Origin of the sequence: Chryseobacterium jejuense (genome assembly GCF_017877355.1) — a bacterium.
GTDB classification, from domain to species: domain Bacteria; phylum Bacteroidota; class Bacteroidia; order Flavobacteriales; family Weeksellaceae; genus Chryseobacterium; species Chryseobacterium jejuense_A.
The window spans coordinates 34,529-56,817 of the sequence record NZ_JAGIPR010000016.1; the positions used below are offsets into that span (position 1 = coordinate 34,529).

Annotated in this window: 20 protein-coding genes; 14 read left to right on the forward strand and 6 right to left on the reverse strand. The window is 36.0% G+C overall.

The genetic code is table 11. The features are described 5' to 3' along the window. Nucleotides 1-8: 8 nt before the first annotated feature. Entirely contained in the window at nucleotides 9-1,643 is a 1,635-nt protein-coding gene (gene lnt / locus J2772_RS22550) for an apolipoprotein N-acyltransferase (protein ID WP_209920849.1), read from the forward strand. 230 nt (nucleotides 1,644-1,873) lie between these two features. Here lnt and J2772_RS22555 read toward each other — a convergent pair whose 3' ends face one another. Further along, complete coding sequence (locus J2772_RS22555; RefSeq protein WP_245365305.1) at nucleotides 1,874-3,586, reverse strand: T9SS type A sorting domain-containing protein; 1,713 nt, start codon at nucleotides 3,584-3,586, stop codon at nucleotides 1,874-1,876. A gap of 240 nt (nucleotides 3,587-3,826) precedes the next feature. On the opposite strand from J2772_RS22555, the gene rpmB reads away from it, so the two are divergent. From rpmB to J2772_RS22585, 6 genes are all read left to right on the forward strand, one after another. Continuing rightward, complete coding sequence (rpmB, locus tag J2772_RS22560; RefSeq protein WP_002976757.1) at nucleotides 3,827-4,069, forward strand: 50S ribosomal protein L28; 243 nt, start codon at nucleotides 3,827-3,829, stop codon at nucleotides 4,067-4,069. Between the two features lie 6 nt (nucleotides 4,070-4,075). Further along, the gene (gene rpmG / locus J2772_RS22565) at nucleotides 4,076-4,258 is read left to right on the forward strand and encodes a 50S ribosomal protein L33 (protein ID WP_027373683.1); all 183 of its coding nucleotides are present in this window, start codon (nucleotides 4,076-4,078) and stop codon (nucleotides 4,256-4,258) included. A 19-nt stretch (nucleotides 4,259-4,277) separates the two neighbouring features. Beyond that, the gene (locus tag J2772_RS22570; RefSeq protein WP_065399141.1) at nucleotides 4,278-4,430 is read left to right on the forward strand and encodes a DUF4295 domain-containing protein; all 153 of its coding nucleotides are present in this window, start codon (nucleotides 4,278-4,280) and stop codon (nucleotides 4,428-4,430) included. 89 nt (nucleotides 4,431-4,519) lie between these two features. Further along, entirely contained in the window at nucleotides 4,520-4,990 is a 471-nt protein-coding gene (locus J2772_RS22575; protein WP_209920851.1) for a RidA family protein, read from the forward strand. 15 nt (nucleotides 4,991-5,005) lie between these two features. Continuing rightward, nucleotides 5,006-5,959, forward strand: a complete 954-nt coding sequence (gene ftsY, locus J2772_RS22580) for a signal recognition particle-docking protein FtsY (RefSeq protein ID WP_209920852.1) — start codon at nucleotides 5,006-5,008, stop codon at nucleotides 5,957-5,959. A 73-nt stretch (nucleotides 5,960-6,032) separates the two neighbouring features. Beyond that, a complete protein-coding gene (locus tag J2772_RS22585) occupies nucleotides 6,033-6,293 on the forward strand; it encodes a GlsB/YeaQ/YmgE family stress response membrane protein (protein ID WP_209920854.1) in 261 nt (86 codons plus the stop codon). 71 nt (nucleotides 6,294-6,364) lie between these two features. On the opposite strand, the gene sppA is transcribed toward J2772_RS22585, so the two are convergent. Continuing rightward, entirely contained in the window at nucleotides 6,365-8,122 is a 1,758-nt protein-coding gene (gene sppA, locus J2772_RS22590; RefSeq protein WP_209920856.1) for a signal peptide peptidase SppA, read from the reverse strand. A 20-nt stretch (nucleotides 8,123-8,142) separates the two neighbouring features. Here sppA and folK point away from each other — a divergent pair, with 20 nt between their 5' ends. The 6 genes from folK (at nucleotide 8,143) to fmt (ending at nucleotide 15,940) form a co-directional block, all read left to right on the forward strand. Next, a complete protein-coding gene (folK, locus tag J2772_RS22595; RefSeq protein WP_209920858.1) occupies nucleotides 8,143-8,559 on the forward strand; it encodes a 2-amino-4-hydroxy-6-hydroxymethyldihydropteridine diphosphokinase in 417 nt (138 codons plus the stop codon). Between the two features lie 17 nt (nucleotides 8,560-8,576). Next, complete coding sequence (locus tag J2772_RS22600) at nucleotides 8,577-9,662, forward strand: OmpA family protein (protein ID WP_209920860.1); 1,086 nt, start codon at nucleotides 8,577-8,579, stop codon at nucleotides 9,660-9,662. 42 nt (nucleotides 9,663-9,704) lie between these two features. After that, the gene (locus tag J2772_RS22605) at nucleotides 9,705-11,228 is read left to right on the forward strand and encodes an OmpA family protein (protein WP_209920863.1); all 1,524 of its coding nucleotides are present in this window, start codon (nucleotides 9,705-9,707) and stop codon (nucleotides 11,226-11,228) included. A 211-nt stretch (nucleotides 11,229-11,439) separates the two neighbouring features. Beyond that, nucleotides 11,440-12,876, forward strand: coding sequence for an OmpA family protein (locus J2772_RS22610; protein ID WP_209920865.1), 1,437 nt, complete (start codon nucleotides 11,440-11,442; stop codon nucleotides 12,874-12,876). Between the two features lie 78 nt (nucleotides 12,877-12,954). Further along, nucleotides 12,955-14,862: an ATP-dependent DNA helicase RecQ gene (locus J2772_RS22615; protein ID WP_209920868.1), complete on the forward strand. Its 1,908-nt coding sequence runs from the start codon at nucleotides 12,955-12,957 to the stop codon at nucleotides 14,860-14,862. 133 nt (nucleotides 14,863-14,995) lie between these two features. After that, nucleotides 14,996-15,940 (forward strand): methionyl-tRNA formyltransferase, encoded by a 945-nt coding sequence (gene fmt / locus J2772_RS22620; protein WP_209920870.1) that lies wholly within the window; start codon nucleotides 14,996-14,998, stop codon nucleotides 15,938-15,940. A gap of 103 nt (nucleotides 15,941-16,043) precedes the next feature. Here fmt and J2772_RS22625 read toward each other — a convergent pair whose 3' ends face one another. The 3 genes from J2772_RS22625 to J2772_RS22635 form a co-directional block, all read right to left on the reverse strand. Next, complete coding sequence (locus J2772_RS22625; RefSeq protein WP_209920873.1) at nucleotides 16,044-16,625, reverse strand: Crp/Fnr family transcriptional regulator; 582 nt, start codon at nucleotides 16,623-16,625, stop codon at nucleotides 16,044-16,046. A gap of 101 nt (nucleotides 16,626-16,726) precedes the next feature. Beyond that, on the reverse strand, nucleotides 16,727-17,848 hold the full coding sequence (ribB, locus tag J2772_RS22630) for a 3,4-dihydroxy-2-butanone-4-phosphate synthase (RefSeq protein WP_160136205.1): 1,122 nt from the start codon (nucleotides 17,846-17,848) through the stop codon (nucleotides 16,727-16,729). A gap of 69 nt (nucleotides 17,849-17,917) precedes the next feature. Continuing rightward, nucleotides 17,918-18,922 (reverse strand): LLM class flavin-dependent oxidoreductase, encoded by a 1,005-nt coding sequence (locus J2772_RS22635; protein WP_209920876.1) that lies wholly within the window; start codon nucleotides 18,920-18,922, stop codon nucleotides 17,918-17,920. 329 nt (nucleotides 18,923-19,251) lie between these two features. Here J2772_RS22635 and J2772_RS22640 point away from each other — a divergent pair, with 329 nt between their 5' ends. Further along, complete coding sequence (locus J2772_RS22640; RefSeq protein ID WP_209920880.1) at nucleotides 19,252-20,100, forward strand: M12 family metallopeptidase; 849 nt, start codon at nucleotides 19,252-19,254, stop codon at nucleotides 20,098-20,100. A 41-nt stretch (nucleotides 20,101-20,141) separates the two neighbouring features. Here the strand turns inward: J2772_RS22640 and J2772_RS22645 are convergent, their stop codons facing one another. Next, nucleotides 20,142-22,268, reverse strand: coding sequence for a helix-turn-helix domain-containing protein (locus J2772_RS22645; RefSeq protein WP_209920883.1), 2,127 nt, complete (start codon nucleotides 22,266-22,268; stop codon nucleotides 20,142-20,144). Nucleotides 22,269-22,289: the final 21 nt, after the last annotated feature.

Consider the following 22,289-nt stretch of genomic DNA (forward strand, 5'->3'; position numbering starts at 1 on the left):
ATAATTTAATGAAATACGTTCTACTAACACTTATTTCAGCAATGCTGCTGTCGGTCTCTTGGCCTACCTATGGAGTTCCCTTTTTTATATTTTTCGCTCTCGTTCCTCTTCTGATGATGGAACATGGAATTTCAAAATTTTCAGACTATAAAAGAAAAGGCTGGATGATCTTCGGACTATCCTATATTTGTTTTATCATCTGGAATATTGTCACTACAGGATGGCTATATGGCTCTAAAAACCCGGACGGAAGCCACTCTATGATGGCAGTTGTATTCCCGGTTCTTGTAAATTCACTCTTATATTCTTTGGTTTTCCAGTGTTATCATTGGTATAAAAATGCCCAGGGAACCTATTGGGGATTAGGATTCTTTATTGCCATCTGGATGAGTTTTGAAAAATTTCACTTAGGCTGGGAGCTTACCTGGCCATGGCTGAATTTAGGAAACGTATTTGCAGATTATCCAAAACTAATTCAGTGGTATGATACCTTAGGAGCAACCGGCGGAAGCTTCTGGATCTTATTAATCAACGTTCTTATTTTCTATACCGTAAGAACATGGGAAGCAGGAAGAAAGAAAAAAGATTTGATTAAAAACTCATCTATTATAACTGCTTTAATTGCTATTCCGATGATTATTTCTGTCATCAAGTATAACAGTTTTAATGAAAAACCATCCGGACAGGTGAATGTACTGATGTTGCAGCCTGATCTTGATCCTTATGCTGAAAAATATTCAAAAGACAGTTTAACAATTGAACAGGATCTTTTGGCTTTAGCTGAAAAAAATTCGACAACAAAAATTGATTACTATATCGCTCCGGAAACGGCTCTACCAGGCAGAGGTTCTATCTCTGAAACCGGTATTGAGAAGAGTTTACTTTTAAATAATGCTAAAGACTTTCTGTCTAAACATCCGGGATCTGTTTTCGCAACAGGAATCTCTTCCCACCGTTTATTTTTTGATCCTGCAAACTTACCAAAAGAAGCATATGAAATTAATCAGGGAGTTTGGGTAGCAAACTACAACACAGCTATTCAGCTGGCTCCACAACAAAAAACTCAGATCTATCACAAAGGAAAACTGGTTCCAGGCGTTGAAATTTTTCCATACATGAATGTTTTAAAGCCTCTTTTAGGGGATGCTATGCTGAATTTAGGAGGAACAGTAGCTTCGTTAGGGACAGACAAGGAAAGAATGGCCTTTTCTAATCCCTACAACAAAGGAAAAATGGCCCCTATTATCTGCTACGAAAGTATTTATGGAGAATTTGTAACAGATTACGTAAAAAAAGGAGCTAACTTCCTTGGCATTATGACTAATGACTCCTGGTGGGGTGTTACAGAAGGGCACAAACAGCTTCTATCCTACGCAAAATTAAGAGCTATTGAAACCAGAAGAGAAATTGCCCGTGCTGCTAACAGTGGAATTTCAGCACACATCAATGCTAAAGGGGAAATTGTAGCGGATACTTTCTATGGAGACCAAACCACATTGTTTTCAAAAATCAATCTTTATGAGCGAATGACATTCTATTCAAGAGCGGGAGATCTTCTTTCGAGATTTTCAATATTCGCTTTAGGATTTTTATTATTCTATTACCTTATAAAAAGGATTCAGGCAAAAATGAAGAAAGCATAATGCTTGAACATCAGTCATCCTGATCTTTATACTTAAAAATATAATCTGCAAAATCTGAGAGAAATCAAACTCTCGTTGATTAAGTTGATAACGCAGATTCTTTTTTTTTAACACAAATAATACTAATGTTTACACAAATAGCCACAAACATCTGTGATCTGTGGAAATAAAAAAAAGAGAAGCCAGCTGGACGTCTGGCTTCTCTCAAGATAGAATAATGATTCAGTTAGTTATTTAATAGTAAGTTTTTTGGTGATTATTTCGTTTTTTATCTTCAATTTTAATAGATATATTCCTTTAGGGAGATGCGAAACATCAATAGATTGATCTGCTTTTAAAATTACATTCAGCTTTTTCCCTTCCATTGAATAGATTTCAGCTTCTGATACCTTTTCACCTTTAATAAAGACTTTATCAGAAGTTGGGTTTGGATAAATAGCAAACTCTTTTTCACGATTGACCATATTCTCTCGGGTTGACAATGACCCTTGTGCAGAAACTTCAGAATATACTTTTGAAGCATCAATTGATCTTACACTCCAATATACATTCTGAATGGACGGATCAAGCTCCAGGAACCATGAAGGAGTGGTTACAATATATTTGGCAATATCCTGCGAGTTTGGTGTAGATCCTACTTTAATTTCATAACGTAATGCATTCGCTGGAGTTTTATCATCTGTTGCTCCACTCCATGTAAAATTAAATCGGGTTCCGTTTTTCGTCATGTTCAAATGAGTTGGGGCTGTTGGTTTTGCATTCTGCTCTGTAGAATTATTTTTAAAAACCTTCGTTAAAGATGGAATATCCGGGTTAGCCCAATCAAATCCACCTAGTAAAACATCCAGATGATTATCATTATTAAAATCAAACAACTGTATCATTCCCGGACCTCCCAGACTGTGCAAACCTGTTGTTGTACCCTCTGTAAATATCTGATTGGTTGTGTTATATAAATAAGTCTTTACCACTGCATTATAATTCACATCACCGGAAACGATAAAATCATAATATCCATCATTATTTAAGTCCCCCACACTTATGGATGCATCAGAGATTTCTGATGGAATCTGATGAACCACCAATGTGCCTGTTTTATCATTCATCAGAACAGCAAGGTAAGGATCGTCATTAGCATCCTTACCAACCACTACAATATCCTGAAAACCGTCTGCATTAAAATCTGCCACTTCCAGTTTTCCTGAAATCAAAGAATCAAGAGCTTGTGTATGAACCAATGTTCCATTCTGATTGATATACACTTTAGAAACCGGATCTCCGTTAATGTCCGATCCGATAATAACAAGATCCAAAAAATGGTCATTATTAAGATCTACTATTTTAAAGCTTCCGTTTTGAGTTCCATCCGCCCAGTTTTCAATCAGATTAAAACCTGACCCTGTATTTTGATAAAAGTCGACAGTATTTCTAAAGCCACCTCCATGGGCAAACTGCGTTCCATTGATGGCATAGTCCTGTTTTCCGTCATGATTAAAATCAAAAACTTCCAGTGAACCATATATTTTTCCAGGAAGTTCATTTTCTCTTACAAAACCAACTCCTGTATTTTTAAAACGATAATGCTTGTAGTTGACAATATCCATATAACTTAATCCTGTGGAAATAATATCCATCAATCCATCATTATTAAAATCGATAAACTTTATATCTCCCAAATGGGTTACATCTCCACCAAGATCGGTATAAGGCTGTAAAGTTGTTCCGTTATTCCTGTATACTTCGTTATAGGTAGCATCGGGATTTCCATCTCCATCCGAATCTATAGCTCCATTGACGACAATATCCAATGTCCCGTTATTATCCACATCAGCAATATCAGCAGCGGAGAAATAAAAATTATTCATTCCGGTCTGTATCTCCGTAAAATTTTGAGCAGATAAACCGACAGGCAGCATAGACAATAGAATATAAACCTTTTTCATAATTTTTATTTAGATTAATTAAAAACAAAGATAGGATATTAATTTTTTTTCTTGGAAAAAAGCCTGTATGAAATATATCAGCACTGATTTACTGCTATATCCCAGAAATTCGGATATTTTAAAAAATCAATATTTATAATCAGTTACTTATTTACAAATATTTTCCAAAAGATTTGTCTATCTAAAAAATTCTTCGTTATTTTGCACTCTCAAATATTATACAAATAAGAACATCGAGATATGTCAAGAATTTGCCAAATAACAGGAAAGCGTGCAATGGTTGGTAACAACGTTTCTCACGCTAATAACAAAACGAAGCGTCGTTTTGAAATTAACTTACTAGAGAAGAAGTTTTACCTTCCGGAGCAAGATAAGCACGTTACACTGAAAGTATCAGCTCATGGATTGAGAGTGATTAACAAGATTGGAATCGAAGAAGCTATTGAAAGAGCTACTAGAAACGGATTGATTAAAAAGAATTAATAAATCATGGCAAAAAAAGGAAACAGAGTTCAAGTAATCCTTGAATGTACAGAGCACAAAGAAAGCGGTATGCCAGGAATGTCTAGATACATTTCTACAAAAAATAAAAAGAACACTACAGAGAGATTGGAATTGAAAAAATACAATCCTGTTCTTAAGAGATCTACCCTTCACAAAGAAATCAAGTAATTTATAAATATAATTTACAATGGCAAAGAAAGTAGTAGCAACCCTACAAAGCGGTCAGTCTAAAAAAATGACTAAAGTGGTGAAAATGGTGAAGTCTTCTAAATCAGGAGCTTACGTTTTCGAAGAAAAAGTAATGAATGCTGATGAAGTGGATGGTTTTTTGAAAAAATAATCAATACTTTATTTACAATATAAAAAACTACTCATATTTTGGGTAGTTTTTTTGTTATCTTTGTTCACCAGATTATTAATCAGTGAAATATGAAGAAGATTCTTATTCTAATAAGTACAGTTATTTTTCAATTTTCATTCAGCCAGAAAACAATGGATCCCATAGAATACAAAAGTTCACCAAAAGTTTTCAGCATCCCTGGATTATCACAATCAGTAAGCATTGATTGCGGTACTTCCAGAATGATTTTATTATCTGGTCAGGTTCCTTTAGATTCGAAGGGAAACCTGGTAGGGGAAAATGTAGAAGAACAGACACGTCAGATTTTCAAAAACATTGAAAATATTCTGAAGGAGTATGGAGGTACAGGCAAAGACATTGTTAAGCTAGGAATCTTCATCACAGATATATCAAAAACCCCGGATTTCAGAAAAGTCAGGGATAAACACGTCAATCTTCAGAACCCTCCTGTAAGCAGCCTTATAGAGGCAAGTAAACTGTTCAGGAATGATGTACTGATAGAGGTGGAAGCCACAGCAGTAATTAAAAACAAAAGATAAGAATAGACTAAAACTATGAGTTGGTTTAAAAATATTTTCAAAAAGGAAGAAAAAGAAACTCTGGATAAAGGATTAGAAAAATCCAGCCAGGGATTCTTTGAAAAAATGACGAAGGCCGTAGTCGGTAAAAGCAAAGTAGACGATGAAGTTCTGGATGATCTGGAAGAAGTACTGATTGCATCTGACGTAGGCGCCTCCACTACCATCAAAATCATAGAAAGAATTGAAGAACGTGTTGCCCGCGATAAATATGTTGGGGTAAACGAACTGGATAATATTCTTCGTGAGGAAATTTCAGGATTATTGCTTGAAAACCCTCATGCAGGAACAGGAAATATCGATACTTCAAAAAAACCTTACGTTATTATGGTGGTAGGAGTAAACGGGGTTGGAAAAACAACCACAATTGGAAAATTGGCTCACCAGTTCAAATCTGAGGGTAAAAAGGTGGTTCTTGGAGCTGCAGATACCTTTAGAGCTGCTGCCGTTGACCAGCTTACCATCTGGAGTGAAAGAGTGGGCGTTCCTATTGTAAAACAGGAAATGGGATCCGATCCTGCCTCTGTAGCTTTTGACACAGTACAAAGTGCCGTAGCTCAAAATGCAGACGTTGTTATCATTGATACTGCAGGAAGGCTTCATAATAAAATTAACCTGATGAACGAACTTTCTAAGATTAAAAGAGTAATGCAAAAGGTAATTCCTGATGCTCCTCATGAAATCTTATTGGTACTTGATGGTTCTACAGGACAAAATGCATTTGAACAGGCTAAACAGTTTACTGCTGCAACAGAAGTGAATGCTTTAGCCGTAACAAAACTAGACGGAACAGCAAAAGGAGGTGTTGTAATTGGTATTTCAGACCAGTTCCAAATTCCGGTGAAATATATAGGTGTAGGTGAAAAAATGCAGGATCTTCAGCTTTTCAATGGTACGGAATTTGTAGACTCATTCTTCAAGAAAAGATGATTTATATCATGTTTTCCCTTATATTAGTATAACAAATCAATTTTAAATATTAATCATTAAAAAATTTGCAACTATGGGAATTATAACATGGATCTTATTCGGTCTTATTGCAGGTGCTATCGCTAAAATGATCATGCCCGGAACTCAGGGAGGAGGCTGGTTAATTACCATCATCCTTGGAATTCTAGGAGCATTTATAGGAGGAGCTATAGGAGTTTACGTTCTCCATTGGGGAGATGTTAGCTCGTTCTGGAATCCAAGAAGCTGGATTCTTGCCATTGGAGGAGCTTTAGTTATCCTCTGGATTTATGGAATGGCCACGAAGAAAAGCTGATATAACGCTGATAAAAAATAAAATCCCGGATCTGAAATTCAGATCCGGGATTTTTGTACAATATAATTTAGTTAGTTGTTAATTCTAATCTGGTAAGGCATTTCCATTTTTACCTCAGATTGTAATTTCTTGTCTGTAATCTGCTGTAAGATTTCATAGTTGGACTTCCCTATTTTATTTTTGATAATTCGTGCAGAAACATCTTCTTCATTAAGATCTTTGAAGATCTGCTCAAATGGAGTCATTTTCTTAGGATAAGCTTCTACATAGTAAGACTTCACTCCTGCTTTCTGTGCTGCAAATTTCACGGCATCGTTAAGTGTCCCCAATTCATCTACCAAACCTATTTCTTTGGCGCGAACACCACTCCATACTCTACCCCCACCTACATTATCAATCTGCTCAAATGTTTTCTTTCTGTTCTGGGTAACGAAATGTACAAATCTTTTGTAAGTACCTTCTACACTTCTTGTCATCATATTTACTCCATAAGGTGTTACTCCGTTTAATCCTGAATAATACATTGAATTAGCATTGGTAGCCACAACATCTGCACGGATACCGTTTTTATTCGCAATATCTTTATAATAAGGCAATACCCCGAATACCCCGATAGAACCTGTAAGCGTATTTGGCTCAGAATAAATCTTATCTGCTGCCATCGCTACATAATAACCACCAGAGGCTGCATAATCACCAAAAGATACTACCAATGGCTTTTTCTTTTTCAGTTGCTGCAATTCAAATAAAATTTCGTCGGAAGCATTTGCACTTCCCCCGGGAGAATTAATTCTCAATACTACCGCTTTTACTTTCTCATCTTCCTGAAGTTTTTTAATGTATTTCACATACCTCTCGGAGTGAATGTCATTATACTCGTCTCCGTTATTAATAGAACCTGATGCATATAATATTGCCACCTTTTCTCCTGACTTATCTTCATCAGTGAAAGAGCTGATATAATTAGTTAAAGAAACCTTATTCAGTTTTTCTTTATCCTTTACATTCAACTTTGTTTTAAGCATATCTTCATATTCTGATTTTTGGATAAGCTTATCTGCTAGCTTATATTTTAATCCCTGCTCAGGAATCATTCCGTATAGGCTGTCAACAATTGTTCTGAATTGAGCAGTGTCAATTTTCCTGGACGCTGCCATTTTATAAGATGTATTTTTCCAAAGATCGTTTAACAAAGTGCTTAACTGCTCTTTATTTTCAGGAGAAATATCATTTCTTAAAAAAGGTTCTACCGCAGATTTGAATTTACCGTGACGGATCACTTCTATTCCGATACCATATTTATCTGCGAAATCTTTAAAGAATGTAACTTCAGTAGAAAGTCCTTTCAATTCTATACCTCCCGCAGGATGAAGATAATACTGATCTGCTACTGATCCAAGGTAGTAAGCAGATTGAGAAACTCCGTTTCCGTAAGCATATACAAACTTTCCACTTTTCTTAAAATCTTCAATAGCATTTCTAAGATCATCAATTTGAGTGAGCCCTGCATTCAGGTCATCTGTCTCAATACTGATTCCTTTAATATTATCATCAGTTTTAGCTTTATTAATCGCCTCAAGCACATCATACAAAAGAACGTTTTTATTCTGGCTGCCTAAACCGAACAGATCCATTTGTTCTTCAGTATGACTGTCTATTATATGGGTCTTTAAATTAATCGTAAGAACCGAATTCTTTTTCACCACCACAGACTTGTCACTTCCCATAGAACTAAACACAAGCATCATAATAAAAAAGACGAAAAACACAGCACAAAGTATGATTATTGCTACTATATTTGCCAAAACATTTTTAAAGAAACTTCTCATAAATCAATCAATTTTCCAATATGTCGCAGCAAAAGGTAGTTTTGTTACTAGGAAGTAACCTTGGAGAGCAAAAAAAAAATATTGAACTTGCTTTACAAAAAATAAGTGATGCCGGAAATCAAATTTCACAGATAAGCGAATTTTTGATGTCTGATCCCGTAGAATTTGTCAGTTCCAATATTTTTTGTAATATTGCAGCAATAATATTCACGCATCTTTCACCAATTCAACTGCTTGATTGTATTAAAAACATTGAAGTTGAAATGGGAAGAATTAATGATTCAAAAGTATCAGGTGGTTACACAGACAGGGTAATAGATATTGATATCATTAAGTATAATGAATTAAATTTTAAATCAGAAAGATTAGAAATCCCTCATAAAAAACATCTTTTTGAAAGGGATTTTTCCAGAGTATTATTAAAAGATTTTATTTAAAACATAAAACATATTGTATGAAATTAGGTTTATTATTATTGGCTACAACCTTGCCAATTGCTGCTTTCGCACAAAGCAGCAGTACTACAGTAAACTCTTCTACTGAGTATCCTAATACATTCTCTTCAGGCTCCGCTAACGTACAACCTTTTGACAATAAAGCAAGACGCTTCAGAGATTGGTCTATTTCAGTGGGAGGAGGTGCAGCATTTATGGTTCACTCTGACCTTAAATCTCTTCGTAAAGACAAAACCAACTGGGGTTACAATGCTTATGTAAGTATTGACAAACAAATCTCACACACGTTTGGTTTAAGCTTAATCTATACCAAAGGAGAAACTAAACAGACAGGACAACTATCAGGTGCTGCGGGTGCAGCTGCAGGAGTTGCTACAGCAACAACCCAATTTGACCAGTTAGCTTTAATGGGAGACATTAACTTCTCTAATCTATTAAGAAGAGTTGATAACCATTCTCCTTACAGATGGGCTTTCCACGGATATATGGGTATTGGGCTTCAGGCATTCAGAACGTCATTACATGACAATAATGAAAACAGATGGAGTGATAATCCAAAAAGAATTCCTTCATTTGTTAGACAGCCTTTGGATATTGGTTCTGTATACTATCAAGGAGGTTTTGGACTTAAATATAATGTTTCAAAACTTATTGATGTTGAAGCAAGAACCATGTACATCGTTAGTGGTGATGACGAATTTGATGGCGGTGGTCCTGCTTACACAGAGTATAACATGCTTAATCCAAGAAAATCTGATAACGCATGGACTGTAAGTTTAGGGGTATCTTTCAAATTAGGGAAACACCTTTCTCATTTAGCTTGGCATGACCCACTTCAGGAAGCATACTATAAAACCAGCGTTTTAGAAAATGCAACTACAGATCTTGTAGTTTGTGAAAAAGGAGACGCTGATAATGATGGAGTATGTGATGATTGGGACAGACAGCTTGATACTCCTGCAGGAGCAAGAGTAGATGGTGCCGGTGTTGCTTTAGACATGGATCTTGATGGCGTTATCGACCTTTATGACAAATGTGTAACTGTTCCAGGACCTGTTGAAAACAATGGTTGTCCAATCAAATAATACAGAAAGTATTTTCAAAAAAATCAAAATAAATAATACACGATGAAATTAAGTTTAGCAATCATTGCTTTAGCATTGGCAATCCCTACAGCCAGCTATGCACAAGATTCATCAGCAGCCACAGATGGAAAGTATCCTAATACTTTTTCTTCCGGTTCTGCCAATGTTTCCCCATTTACCAATCAGTCAAAAAGATTTAACGACTGGTCCATTTCAGTAGGAGCTGGAGTTCCGCTACTTCAATCAGCGGATTTAACTTCTATCAAAAATGGTAATGGTAAGAACCTTTTTGGATACTCAGCTTATGTAAGTATTGATAAAGCGATTACCCATGCATTCGGGATCAACTTACAATATGACAGAGGTGAAACAAGACAAGGATGGTTCAATACCAAAAATGCTGCCCCTGACGCTGCTGCTGTAGGAGCTAGAACTCAGTATGATGCAATCTCCCTTTTAGGAGATATCAACTTCTCTAACCTTTTGAGAAGGGTTGATAACCACTCTCCTTACAGATGGGCTCTTCACGGATACGCAGGTATTGGTACTATTGCCTTCAGAGCTTACCAGAAAACTAGTAAAGGACAAACATTAGCCACTGAAATTAAACCATTCCAGTTAGGCTCAATGTTTATGCAGGCTGGTGCCGGTCTTAAATTTAAAATAAACAGAAGAATCGACCTTGAAGGTAGATTAATGTACGTAGTTACCGGCGATGATGAATTCGATGGTGGAGGTATGGCATATAGTGATATCAACAGACGTTCAGAGCAGGTTTCTGATAACTTCTTCAATGCAACTTTAGGTCTTTCATTCAAGCTAGGAAAACATGATTCTCACTTGATGTGGCATGACCCGCTTCAGGAGATCTATTACAAACTAGATGTTTTGGCTAACAAAAATCAGGATATTGAAGTATGTAAAAAAGGGGATGCTGATAATGACGGAGTATGTGACGATTGGGACAGACAGCTTGATACTCCTGCAGGAGCTAGAGTGGACGGTGCCGGTGTTGCTCTTGACATAGACTTAGATGGTGTTATTGACCTTTACGATAAGTGTGTAACAGTTCCTGGGCCTGTGGAAAACAATGGTTGTCCTGTAAAAAAAGACAATAATCAAACTGCTGTAGAAGTAGAAAGAACCCTTAAGGATATCTACTTTAATTTTAACAAAGCTACCATCAGACCAGAATCTAACAGTAAATTAGACCTTGCAGCTTCAATTATCAAAGAGAACGGAGGAAACTACTTACTAACAGGACATACTGATATTAAAGGAAATGCAGCATACAACTTAAGATTATCTAAAGAAAGAGCTGCTGCTGTAGTAGGGGCTCTGGAAAACAGAGGTGTTAATGAAAGTGTGCTAAAATCAAAAGGTGTAGGTTCTGCAGAAGCTACAATCCCAGCTTCAGCTTCAGATGCTGAAAGATTAGCAGACAGAAAAGTTACGGTAAGATTTATAGAAAGCTCAGAATGGAATTCTATTAAAAAGAAAGACTATGAAGATGCTCCTGTAAAAAAACCAGTGAAAAAAGCTCCGGCTAAGAAAAAGAAAAAGTAATTTCTTATACAATACATAAACCGAAAAGAATTGTTCTTTTCGGTTTATTTTTTTTCTATTACGACTTTTTTTACATACCTTTATATCATTTTCCAGGCAATAAATACAGAATCATCAAGATATATTTATTATTGTTTTGAAAAAATAATGCAAAAATCACTTTTTAGCGTAAAAAATCATTTAAAATAACTTAACTAAAAAAAATAACACTATGAAATTAAGTTTAGCAATTGCTGCTTTAGCATTGGCGATTCCTACAGCCAGCTATGCACAAGACTCAACGGCAGTTTCAAAAGGAGAGTATCCCAATACGTTCTCGTCTGGGTCTGCCAACGTTTCCCCATTTACCAATCAGTCAAAAAGATTTAACGACTGGTCTATTTCTGCAGGGGTTGGTGTTCCACTACTTCAATCAGCAGATTTAACTTCTATCAAAAATGGTAATGGTAAGAATCTTTTTGGATACTCAGCTTATGTAAGTATTGATAAAGCGATTACCCATGCATTCGGGATCAACTTACAATATGACAGAGGTGAAACAAGACAAGGATGGTTCAATACCAAAGACTCTGCCCCTGACGCTGCTGCTGTAGGAGCTAGAACTCAGTATGACGCAATCTCCCTTTTAGGAGATATCAACTTCTCTAACCTTTTGAGAAGGGTTGATAACCACTCTCCTTACAGATGGGCTCTTCACGGATACGCAGGTATTGGTACTATTGCCTACAGAGCTTACCAGAAAACTAGTAAAGGACAAACATTAGCCACTGAAATTAAACCATTCCAGTTAGGCTCAATGTTTATGCAGGCTGGTGCCGGTCTTAAATTTAAAATAAACAGAAGAATCGACCTTGAAGGTAGATTAATGTACGTAGTTACCGGCGATGATGAATTCGATGGTGGAGGTATGGCATATAGTGATATCAACAGACGTTCAGAGCAGGTTTCTGATAACTTCTTCAACGCAACTTTAGGTCTTTCTGTAAAATTAGGAAAGCACGAATCTCACTTGATGTGGCATGACCCGCTTCAGGAGATCTATTACAAACTAGATGTTTTGGCTAACAAAAATCAGGATATCGAAGTATGTAAAAAAGGTGATGCTGATAACGATGGAGTATGTGACGATTGGGACAGACAGCTTGACACTCCTGCAGGAGCTAGAGTGGACGGTGCCGGTGTTGCTCTTGACACAGACTTAGATGGCGTTATTGACCTTTACGATAAGTGTGTAACAGTTCCTGGACCTGTGGAAAACAACGGCTGTCCTACTACCACTACAGGACCGGTAGTAGAAACAGAAACTAAATTAGAAGGAATTGAATTTGATTTAAATTCTGACAGAATTTTACCTTCAAACACTCCTATTCTAAACAACGCTGTAAACTACATCAATTCTTCAAACGGTGCTTACAATGTTGTAGGTGCTACTGATACAAGAGGTACTGATGCTTACAACCAAAAATTATCTCAAAGAAGAGCAAACAACGTTAAGAGTTATCTAATCAAAAACGGAGTTCAGTCTGGTAAATTAAATGCTGTAGGTAAAGGTGAAAAAGACCTTAAATATCCTGAGTGTGAACCAGCAACGAAGTGCCCTGAATGGAAAAACAGAGCCAACAGAAGAGTATACTTCGAAGCTAAATAATAAACTTATTAATTTATTATATAAAAGTCACGCATTGCGTGGCTTTTTTTGTCCTAATACTTTCCTTATTTTTACATCATGATTTCTCCACAGGATTTTCAAAAGCTAAAATATGATACTCTTAAGTATTTCTGGGGCTACACTGACTTCAGGGATTCTCAGGAAGAAATTATCAATGCGGTTATCAATGAAAAAGATACGCTGGTACTGCTTCCTACAGGTGCAGGAAAATCATTGTGTTATCAGCTTCCCGCCTTATTGAAAGAAGGAACCTGTCTGGTAATTTCACCATTACTAGCTTTAATGAAAGACCAGGTGAATCAGCTTAAATTCCGGGGAATAGAAGCAGAATACCTGTCGTCTGAATTGGATGAATATGATGCTGAAACTATTTACAACCGCTGTAAAGAAGGGCTTACCAAACTGCTTTATGTATCTCCGGAAAGATTAACTAATACTCAGTTTCTTCAGAACATCGAAGAAATTGAGCTATCATTCATTGCTGTTGATGAGGCCCATTGTATTTCTGAATGGGGACAGGATTTCCGTCCAAGTTATCAGAATATCAAAGGCTTCAGAAGCAATAATCCCGAAATCCCGTGTTTGGCACTTACGGCAACAGCAACGCCAAAGGTTCTGAAAGAAATCAAGAATAAGCTTGAACTAAGAAATCCTGCTGTATTCCAGAAAAGTTTTAAAAGGGATAATATCAAAATCTTTACAGAAGAAGTTTCCGATAAATTCCAACGTGTTCTGGATATTTTAAAATACAATACAGATTCTGGGATTGTCTATGTAAGAACCAGAAAAGAAGCTGAATTGCTTTCAGAATTCTTAAAGAAAAATCAACTGAAAAATGTAGATTATTATCACGCCGGTTTAACAACAAAGGAAAAAAATACAAGACAAAACACCTGGAACAATAGTGACAATCAGGTCCTAATTTCCACCAATGCCTTTGGAATGGGTATTGACAAAGATAATGTGCGTTTTGTTCTCCACTACTCGCCTGCTGCTTCACTTGAAAATTATTATCAGGAAATAGGAAGAGCAGGAAGAGATGGCAAGGAAAGTTTTGCATTTATGCTGTGGAATAAACAGGAGCTTTTGAACTTCGATCAAATTCTCAAAAACCAGATTCCCAACAAGGCCGAATTTTTAAAGATCATCAGTTACCTCTATTCTATTTTTCAGGTAGCAGAATTTGAATTACCTGAGAAAACATTTCAGTTGAATACAATTGGGATACAAAATTTCACCAGATTATCAAAAGCCAAGATCAATAATGTTCTCAATTTTCTGCATAACCAGGAAATCGTTTATTACAATGACAATAAAAGCCTGTCATCTTTGGAGCTTTTTATTAAATCTGATGAAATAGATCAACTGCCACAAAAAGATGCCTATTTCATAGAACTTCTACTCCGTACCATGTCCGGAATCACTACACATAAAGTAATGTTCAGTGAGCAACAGGTCAGCAATAAAATTCAGATAAGTGTTCCATTAATTAAAGAACGTTTAAAAGAACTTCAAAAGAAAAATTATCTTGAATACATAGACGGAGCTTTATCCAGTATTAAATTTCTGAAACCCCGTGATGAAAGAGCTGTTAGTAGCGCTTATTGGAAGCTTTTTGAACACATCCAACGAAACAAGATTCAAAAATGGGAAGAAATTAAATTCTATGTAGAAGATAAGGATTATTGCAAAATGAAACTTATTCTGGCTTATTTCGGTGAAAAAAATTCAAAAAACTGTGGACAGTGTTCTGTATGTGAAAAGAATAAACAATCTATTTTCGGAAAAAATATTTCCCAGCAGATCATCAACTTATTGGCTAAAAAATCAGCCACCATCGAAGAACTTTCCGTACAGCTAAGTTATCATTCCAAGGAAAGCATTCTGGAAAATTTAATTTTTCTATTAGACTCCGGAAAAGTAAAAATGCTGAATTTTAGGACGTATGCACTTAATCATGAGTAATGAGTAATAATAAACATAGTCTGGAAAGAAGGTATGATGTAATCATTATTAACTCATCCTATCTCTAAAAACTCTCCTACTCCCTAAACTTAAACACCTTCTGACTCTCGGATCAAAAACTTATCTTTGCAGTATGAAATCATTGAAAGTCGTTTTTTTAGGTACTCCTGAGTTTGCAAAAACTTCTTTGGAGGCTATTCATCAATCTCATCATCAGGTTGTAGGTGTGGTAACTGTTGCAGATAAAGCAAGCGGACGTGGTCAGAAAATCAACCAATCGCCTGTAAAAGTATATGCTTCAGAAAATAATATCCCTGTTTTTCAACCTGAAAAATTAAGAAACCCTGAATTTTTAGAGGAACTTAGAAACCTGGATGCAGATGTTTTTGTAGTGGTAGCCTTCAGAATGATGCCGAAAATTCTTTTTGAGATGCCGAAAATGGGAACCTTCAACCTTCATGCATCTCTTCTCCCTGATTATAGAGGGGCTGCTCCCATCAACTACGCAGTTATTAATGGCGAAGAAAAAACAGGTGCTACTACTTTCTTTATTAATGAAAAAATTGACGAAGGAAATATTCTTCTTCAGGAAGAAATTGAAGTTTTACCTGATGAGAATGCAGGACATCTTCACGACAGGCTGATGGAAATGGGTTCAAAATTAGTTGTAAGAACATTAGATGGATTAGCTGATAACGCTATTGAAGAAAAGCCACAACCACAGGTAGAGCATCCGAAAAATGCATATAAAATCTTTAAAGAAGATACCCGAATTAATTGGGTAGCACCATCTAAAACAATACATCAGTTCATTCTGGGAATGTCTCCGTATCCTGCAGCCTTCACGACTTTAAAAATTGGTGAAGAGGAGAAAGGATTAAAAATATTTGGTGGAAATTTTGAGATTTCCAATCACAGTAAACCTGCCGGAACTTTGGATATTTCAAAAAATGAATTCAAAATTTACACTCAGGATGGAGCTTATTTTCCACAGGAACTTCAGTTAGAAGGTAAGAAAAGAATGTCCGTAAAGGACTTACTGAATGGTTTCAGAAACTTTGATGAAATAACTTTATAATTCAGTATACAACTGGATTTTAACTATAAAAAAGTCACAACAGATGTTTTTGTTGTGACTTTTTAAATAAGGCTATTTTTAGGTAGGAAACTATTATCCCACATTAAGTTTTCTTCACAATTTTTTTACGAACTCTGCTTAGAGACTCGGGAGTTACTCCCAAATAAGCTGCAATCTGAATATTGGTAAGACGATGAGCAATTTGAGGATATTTCTTTAAGAATTCAATATAACGTTCTTCCGAAGATTTACTTAAGTTATCAATAATTCTACGTTGCAATGTAATAATTGAGTTCTGAAATTTGAGCCTCATTAGTCTTTCCACTTCCGGCATTTCCAGGTACAATTGTTCTTTATCCTTTTTTGAAATCAAAAGAATCTCACTGTCTTCGAGAGCCTGAATGGTAAGTTTGGAAGGAATTCTGTTGATAAAGCTGTCTATATCGGAGATCCACCAATTTTCAATGGCAAAATATAGAATTTGTTCAGCCGCATTTCTATCCTTGTGAAAAACCTTAAAGCAGCCATTCACCACAAACCCTTCAAAATCACAGGTGCTTCCTTCCACTAATAAAAATTCTTTCTTCTTTATTTTTTGGAGCGTAAAAGCATTACAGTATTTTTCCAGCTTTTCATCGGAAATATCAACATACTCCCTGATATGTTTTTGTAAAGACTCGGTCATGACTTAAAAATAATAAAAGGTTTAGAAAAATCCTAAACCTTTTATTTTATATGGTTAAAAATCATTTCAAGTGAAGCAAATTCACTATTGATTCTTTCTTTTTATAGTTGTACCAACTCAGTAACTTCTACATCATATCCTCCAACCTGAGGTTTGATATTAGGGTTTTGAGTGATTACTTTAAACTTATTGATTCCTAAATTTTTTAAGATCTGCGTTCCAATACCATAATCTCTGTAGTTGTATGCTAAAGTAGGATGCTGCTCCTGCCCGTCCTGATAGTTCAGGAACTGCTGAAGTTTTCTTAATGTATTTTCAGAATTTGAAACGTTATTGATGAAGATGATCGCTCCTTTTCCGGCTTCGTTCACCATATTGGTTACTTTTTCCAGTAAAGGTTTTTCACCATTGTTTAATCTCGTTAATACATCAAAATAAGAATCAGAAGACTGTACTCTTACCAAAACCGGCTCATCTACTGTCCATGCTCCTTTTGTCAATGCAAAATGGATCTGATCGTTAGAAGTCTCCCTGAATGCATAAAAGTCAAACTCTCCATAGTGTGTTTTCACTTTTTTCTCTTCCAATCTTTCTACAAGATTTCCTTTTTTAAGCTGATAGTGGATCAAATCTTCAATAGAAACAATCTTCATATCGTGCTTTTGAGCAAATGCATGAAGTTCGGGTAAACGGGACATTGTTCCGTCTTCGTTCATGATTTCACAGATAACACCACCTTCTTTCAATCCTGCTAAGTGCGTAAGATCAATAGCAGCTTCAGTGTGTCCTGCTCTTTTCAATACTCCACCTTTTCTAGCCCGAAGCGGAAAAATGTGTCCTGGTCTCATGAAGTCTGTAGGCTTGGATTTGTCGTCCATTAAAGCTAAAATTGTTTTTGCTCTGTCTCCTGCAGAAATTCCTGTAGAAGTTCCGTTTCCTAAAAGGTCAACCGATACGGTAAAAGCAGTTTCTTTTGGATCGCTGCTTCTGCTTACCATTACTTCAAGCCCTAGTTCATCACATCTTTTCTCAGGAAGCGGCATACAAATAAGCCCCCTTCCGTGAAGCGCCATGAAGTTGATAATTTCTGGTGTTGTTAATTCTGCTGCGCAAAGAAAATCTCCTTCATTCTCTCTGTCTTCATCATCTACTACTATGATTATTTTCCCATTTCTAAGGTCTTCAATGGCCTCCGGAATAGTATTTAATTTAATATCAGACATTTTTACTTTTTATTTGTGTGCAAAGATACTCATAAAAATAAGCATCTGCCAATTTATATGAATGGTTTATTACGCTTTGGATAAGGAGTTCACCGCTTCTCTGATAATCTCGTAAGATCTTAATCTTTTCTGATGATCGTAAATATGAGAATTAATCATTAGTTCATCTACATTAAATCTTTCCTGGAAGTCTTTAAGCTTCTCCTGAATTTCAGCCTGATCTCCTATAAAAGTATATCTCAGCTTCTGTAAAACCATAGATTTTTCCATAGGTGACCAGATTTCATCCATATCATCTACCGGCGGTGCAAAAGGTTTTCTGTCATTTCTTACAATATTGATGAACGCCTGAAATAAAGTAGTTGAAATTTTATGAGCTTCCTCAGAAGTTTCTGCTGCTACTCCATTCACGCAGGCAATAATATAAGGTTTATCCGAATATACTGAAGGCTGAAAATGTTCCCTGTAAATTTTAAAAGCCATTTCCATCTGTTCCGGAGCAAAGTGTCCGGCAAAGGCATATGGCAACCCAAGTTCGGCAGCCAACCATGCGCTGTCTGTACTGGATCCTAAAATATAAAGTGGAATATCTAATCCTTCTCCGGGAATAGCCCGAACCATTGCATCTGCATTTTCCTTTGAAAAATATCTTTGAAGTTCCAGAATCTGTCTTGGAAACTGCTCGTTGATAATTGCCGGATTTCGCCCCAAAGCCTGAGCCGTTAAACCATCAGTTCCGGGTGCTCTTCCCAAACCAAGATCAATTCTTCCCGGGAAAAGCGATTCCAGTGTTCCAAATTGTTCTGCAATGATTAATGAGCTGTGATTCGGAAGCATAATTCCTCCAGAACCTACTCGGATCTTTTTTGTTCCATTGGCGATAAAGCCTATTAAAACTGAGGTTGCAGAACTGGCAATGCTTTCCATATTGTGGTGTTCCGCCAGCCAGAATCTTTTATAGCCCAAACCTTCTGCGTGATTGGCTAAGGACAAACTGTCCTGAAAAGTATCATGAATGCTTTTTCCTTGCTTTACCGGTGCAAGGTCTAAAACAGAAATTTCAAAATTTTTCATATTGAGATGTTAATTTTTTAAAGATGATAAGAATCTCCTTTTTCTAAATGGTATTAAAAACCATACAAATTTAAAACATCTGAACTGCATTAGTTACTTTTTGTAATTAATAGGATCTATTGGTGAGTTCAGGGAAAAACTATTGAAATTTTATTTCATTACTTTGATTATAAGGAAAGACCTTAACATCATATTTAAATAAAAAAATTAGTTATTCTAAACAGTTTAAAACCAAAAATGTTTTAGTGAACTTTATATTTTAACTAAAATAATTCATAATAAAGAGAAATATAATTATATTCGTATAACAATTTGAAAAAATCTTTATCATGAACAAAAAAATCAATGACTTGTTTTCCCAGAAAGCATTCACAAAAAAAGCTTTACTAATAAGCCTCGTAGTGGCTACAATTGCATCTTCTTGCAGTAAAAGTAATGACGAAATTACAACCGAAACCCAAGCTACAGCAGTAAATGTCACTAACCTTAAAACAGGTCATCTGGATGGTCAGGAGATTACCTATGAAAGAAAAAATGGAATGAATTTTTTCCAGGGTGATATCGTTCTTTCTGATCAACAACTGGCAGAAGGTGGCGCAGCCAATAAAGGTGGTGCTACTTTTTCAAGATGGCCCAACCGTACAATTTACTATACGATTGCTAGTAATATGGGATCTATTAATGTGAATAAAATCAACACTGCTGTTAATGAATACAATTCCAAAACGAATGCCCGTTGGGTTCAGCGTAGCAACCAATCCAATTATGTAGAATTTATTTTTGGAAGCTCAAACGGATCGGATGGATGGGCTCATATCGGATATCAGGGTGGAAAACAGACTATTTCTCTGGACCAGTATATTTCAGTGGGATCAGTGATTCATGAAATGGGTCATACTGTAGGGCTTTATCATGAACATGCCCGTAAAGACAGAGATCAATATGTAAGCATCCAATGGAATAATATTCAGGACGGACAGGCTTATAATTTTAATAAATATACTTCAGGAACAGATATAGGACCTTTCAATATTAATTCTGTGATGATGTATTGGCCAAATTCCTATTCTAAAAACGGACAGCCTACTATTAAAAGAGCCAATAATACCAACTTCACTTATAATAGGACAGGATTCACAACCGGCGATATCAATACTATTAATGCGATGTATCCTTAAATTTTAAAATCCTGTTCAATAATAAAAAAGAAAAGAATTCGTTATGAATTCTTTTCTTTTTTATAGTTATAATGATTAATCAGAATTCTGATTTCGTTAAATTCAAAATGACTTGGCAGAGCATTTTTCCACTCCGTTAAGGTCTCATGTGGATTCTTATAAAACTCATCTTCAAATGCCTTAATTTTATCAGAAGTAATCACTCTTGCAATATCCAGCAATCCCTGTTCTGCAAATTTGGCAAGATGCCCTATTACGGTTTCTTTTACCAATCCTCTTTCCAGTGCAATTTCGCCAATGGTTTTTCCCTGTTCAAAAAGTTGGAAAGTCAGAACCTGTGATGGGACTTTAGCAATCCTCATGCTTACTTCCTTATCATTCTTTTCATCCAGAAGCCTTGTTTCAAGCAGGTGAATATCCTTTAAACTGTTCAGATACTCTTCAATATCTTCCAGCCAGCTCTTCACTTCTTCATTGTACTGTTTCAATCCTTTTGCACCCTTAATTTCAGCATAAAAGTCTTTCAATGGATCAAAAATTTTATTTCTGGTTTCGGTAAAGAAGAAATTAACTGCGCCTTTTGATTTACTTTCAATTTCGGACCATTGCTCTTTCTGTTCAATAAAGTTATTCACCTTTTGGAAGATGATACGTTCCAGTTTTTCAAAGATTTTCCCAAGATTGGTGGCTTCATGTTTCAACTGAAGATAAAGCTGATTGGCTTTAGCACGGTCTATATTTTTAGTCACAGCAGAAAGTTTATTCCACTCCTCTACTTCATTTAAAAACCACATGCAATCAACTGTACGAAGTACTTTTCTGATACTGTAATCGTATTTTTCCTGATTTAAAATAGCTTCCACATGATCGTTGGCGACCGTATTACTATGGAAATGCAGAATTCTGTTATCTTTAAAAATAACTTCAGGAGTAATTTTTGATTTCAAAACAATACCTTCCAATGTTCTGCAACGTGATAAGGCTACATATACCTGACCAGCCGTAAAACTTTTCCCTGCATCAATAATCACTTTATCAAAAGTAAGTCCCTGGCTTTTATGAATCGTAACTGCCCAGGCTAATTTGATCGGAAACTGCTCAAAGCTTCCCAGTACTTCTTCTTTAATTGTTTTATCAGTATCCAGAAAATATTTTTTCTGCTCCCAGGTTTCTTTTTTTACGGTAATTTCTCTTTCACTTTCATCCAGAACTACGCGGATTTCATCTTCATCCAATCCGATAATCTCTCCAAGTTTTCCGTTGAAGTATTTCTTCTCTCCGGAAATATCATTTCTGATGAACATGATCTGGGCTCCAATTTTCAGTTCTAAAAACTGATCATTAGGAAATTGATTCTCTTTAAAATCTCCGACTAGTTTTGCCTCATAGGTTTTTGGATCCACTTTTATTTCCTTCAGTTTTTCCTGATTGATCTCATCCGCCATCTTGTTGTGAGAGCACAGGTAAACGTAAGATTCTTTACCCATATCAAAATCCGGATCATATCTTTTGTTCAGATGATCGAAATCTATATTCGCTACATCACCATCACGGATTGCATTCAATATTTCAAGAAATTCCTCATCAGATTGTCTGTAAACTTTTGTAAGCTCAATCGTCACAATCGGAATATCTTTAATCGCATGACTATCGAAAAAGAAAGGAGAATCATAATACAATTTCAGAATATGTTCATCTCTCACTACTGGCGGCAGCTGAAACAAATCCCCAATAAATAGCATCTGAACGCCTCCAAATCGTTGATTATTTCTTCTGATAAACCTTAAAGAAAAATCCATCATGTCCAGAACATCCGCCCTTAACATGGAAACCTCATCAATAATAATGATCTCAACTTCTCTTAAAAGCTTGAGTTTATCTTTACGGTATTTGAAATGCGGCATCAGATCGGCAATATTATTCGCCAAACTGGTATCTATCCTTTCCGTTGTAGGCAGAAAAGTTCGTAAGGGTAATCCAAACATAGAGTGGATGGTTACTCCACCAGCATTAATTGCTGCAATCCCGGTGGGAGCAATAACAATATGCTTTTTCTTTGTTCGTCTTACAAAATCATTAAGAAACGTTGTTTTTCCCGTTCCGGCTTTCCCAGTCAGAAAAACACTTCTGTTGGTGTACTCTATTAAGTCAAAAAAATGATTGTTCATCGTTGTCAAAAATACGGAAAT

Excerpts from the sequence above, each read along its gene's own strand:
- lnt (WP_209920849.1), top strand. The coding sequence starts at position 9 with ATGAAATACGTTCTACTAACACTTATTTCAGCAATGCTGCTGTCGGTC.
- J2772_RS22575 (WP_209920851.1), top strand. The coding sequence starts at position 4,520 with ATGAAGAAGATTCTTATTCTAATAAGTACAGTTATTTTTCAATTTTCA.
- J2772_RS22585 (WP_209920854.1), top strand. The coding sequence starts at position 6,033 with ATGGGAATTATAACATGGATCTTATTCGGTCTTATTGCAGGTGCTATC.
- folK (WP_209920858.1), top strand. The coding sequence starts at position 8,143 with ATGTCGCAGCAAAAGGTAGTTTTGTTACTAGGAAGTAACCTTGGAGAG.
- J2772_RS22605 (WP_209920863.1), top strand. The coding sequence starts at position 9,705 with ATGAAATTAAGTTTAGCAATCATTGCTTTAGCATTGGCAATCCCTACA.
- ribB (WP_160136205.1), bottom strand. The coding sequence starts at position 17,848 with ATGTCTGATATTAAATTAAATACTATTCCGGAGGCCATTGAAGACCTT.
- sppA (WP_209920856.1), bottom strand. The coding sequence starts at position 8,122 with ATGAGAAGTTTCTTTAAAAATGTTTTGGCAAATATAGTAGCAATAATC.
- J2772_RS22600 (WP_209920860.1), top strand. The coding sequence starts at position 8,577 with ATGAAATTAGGTTTATTATTATTGGCTACAACCTTGCCAATTGCTGCT.
- J2772_RS22635 (WP_209920876.1), bottom strand. The coding sequence starts at position 18,922 with ATGAAAAATTTTGAAATTTCTGTTTTAGACCTTGCACCGGTAAAGCAA.
- J2772_RS22570 (WP_065399141.1), top strand. The coding sequence starts at position 4,278 with ATGGCAAAGAAAGTAGTAGCAACCCTACAAAGCGGTCAGTCTAAAAAA.
- ftsY (WP_209920852.1), top strand. The coding sequence starts at position 5,006 with ATGAGTTGGTTTAAAAATATTTTCAAAAAGGAAGAAAAAGAAACTCTG.
- J2772_RS22610 (WP_209920865.1), top strand. The coding sequence starts at position 11,440 with ATGAAATTAAGTTTAGCAATTGCTGCTTTAGCATTGGCGATTCCTACA.
- J2772_RS22555 (WP_245365305.1), bottom strand. The coding sequence starts at position 3,586 with ATGAAAAAGGTTTATATTCTATTGTCTATGCTGCCTGTCGGTTTATCT.
- J2772_RS22640 (WP_209920880.1), top strand. The coding sequence starts at position 19,252 with ATGAACAAAAAAATCAATGACTTGTTTTCCCAGAAAGCATTCACAAAA.
- rpmB (WP_002976757.1), top strand. The coding sequence starts at position 3,827 with ATGTCAAGAATTTGCCAAATAACAGGAAAGCGTGCAATGGTTGGTAAC.
- J2772_RS22625 (WP_209920873.1), bottom strand. The coding sequence starts at position 16,625 with ATGACCGAGTCTTTACAAAAACATATCAGGGAGTATGTTGATATTTCC.
- J2772_RS22615 (WP_209920868.1), top strand. The coding sequence starts at position 12,955 with ATGATTTCTCCACAGGATTTTCAAAAGCTAAAATATGATACTCTTAAG.
- rpmG (WP_027373683.1), top strand. The coding sequence starts at position 4,076 with ATGGCAAAAAAAGGAAACAGAGTTCAAGTAATCCTTGAATGTACAGAG.
- J2772_RS22645 (WP_209920883.1), bottom strand. The coding sequence starts at position 22,268 with ATGAACAATCATTTTTTTGACTTAATAGAGTACACCAACAGAAGTGTT.
- fmt (WP_209920870.1), top strand. The coding sequence starts at position 14,996 with ATGAAATCATTGAAAGTCGTTTTTTTAGGTACTCCTGAGTTTGCAAAA.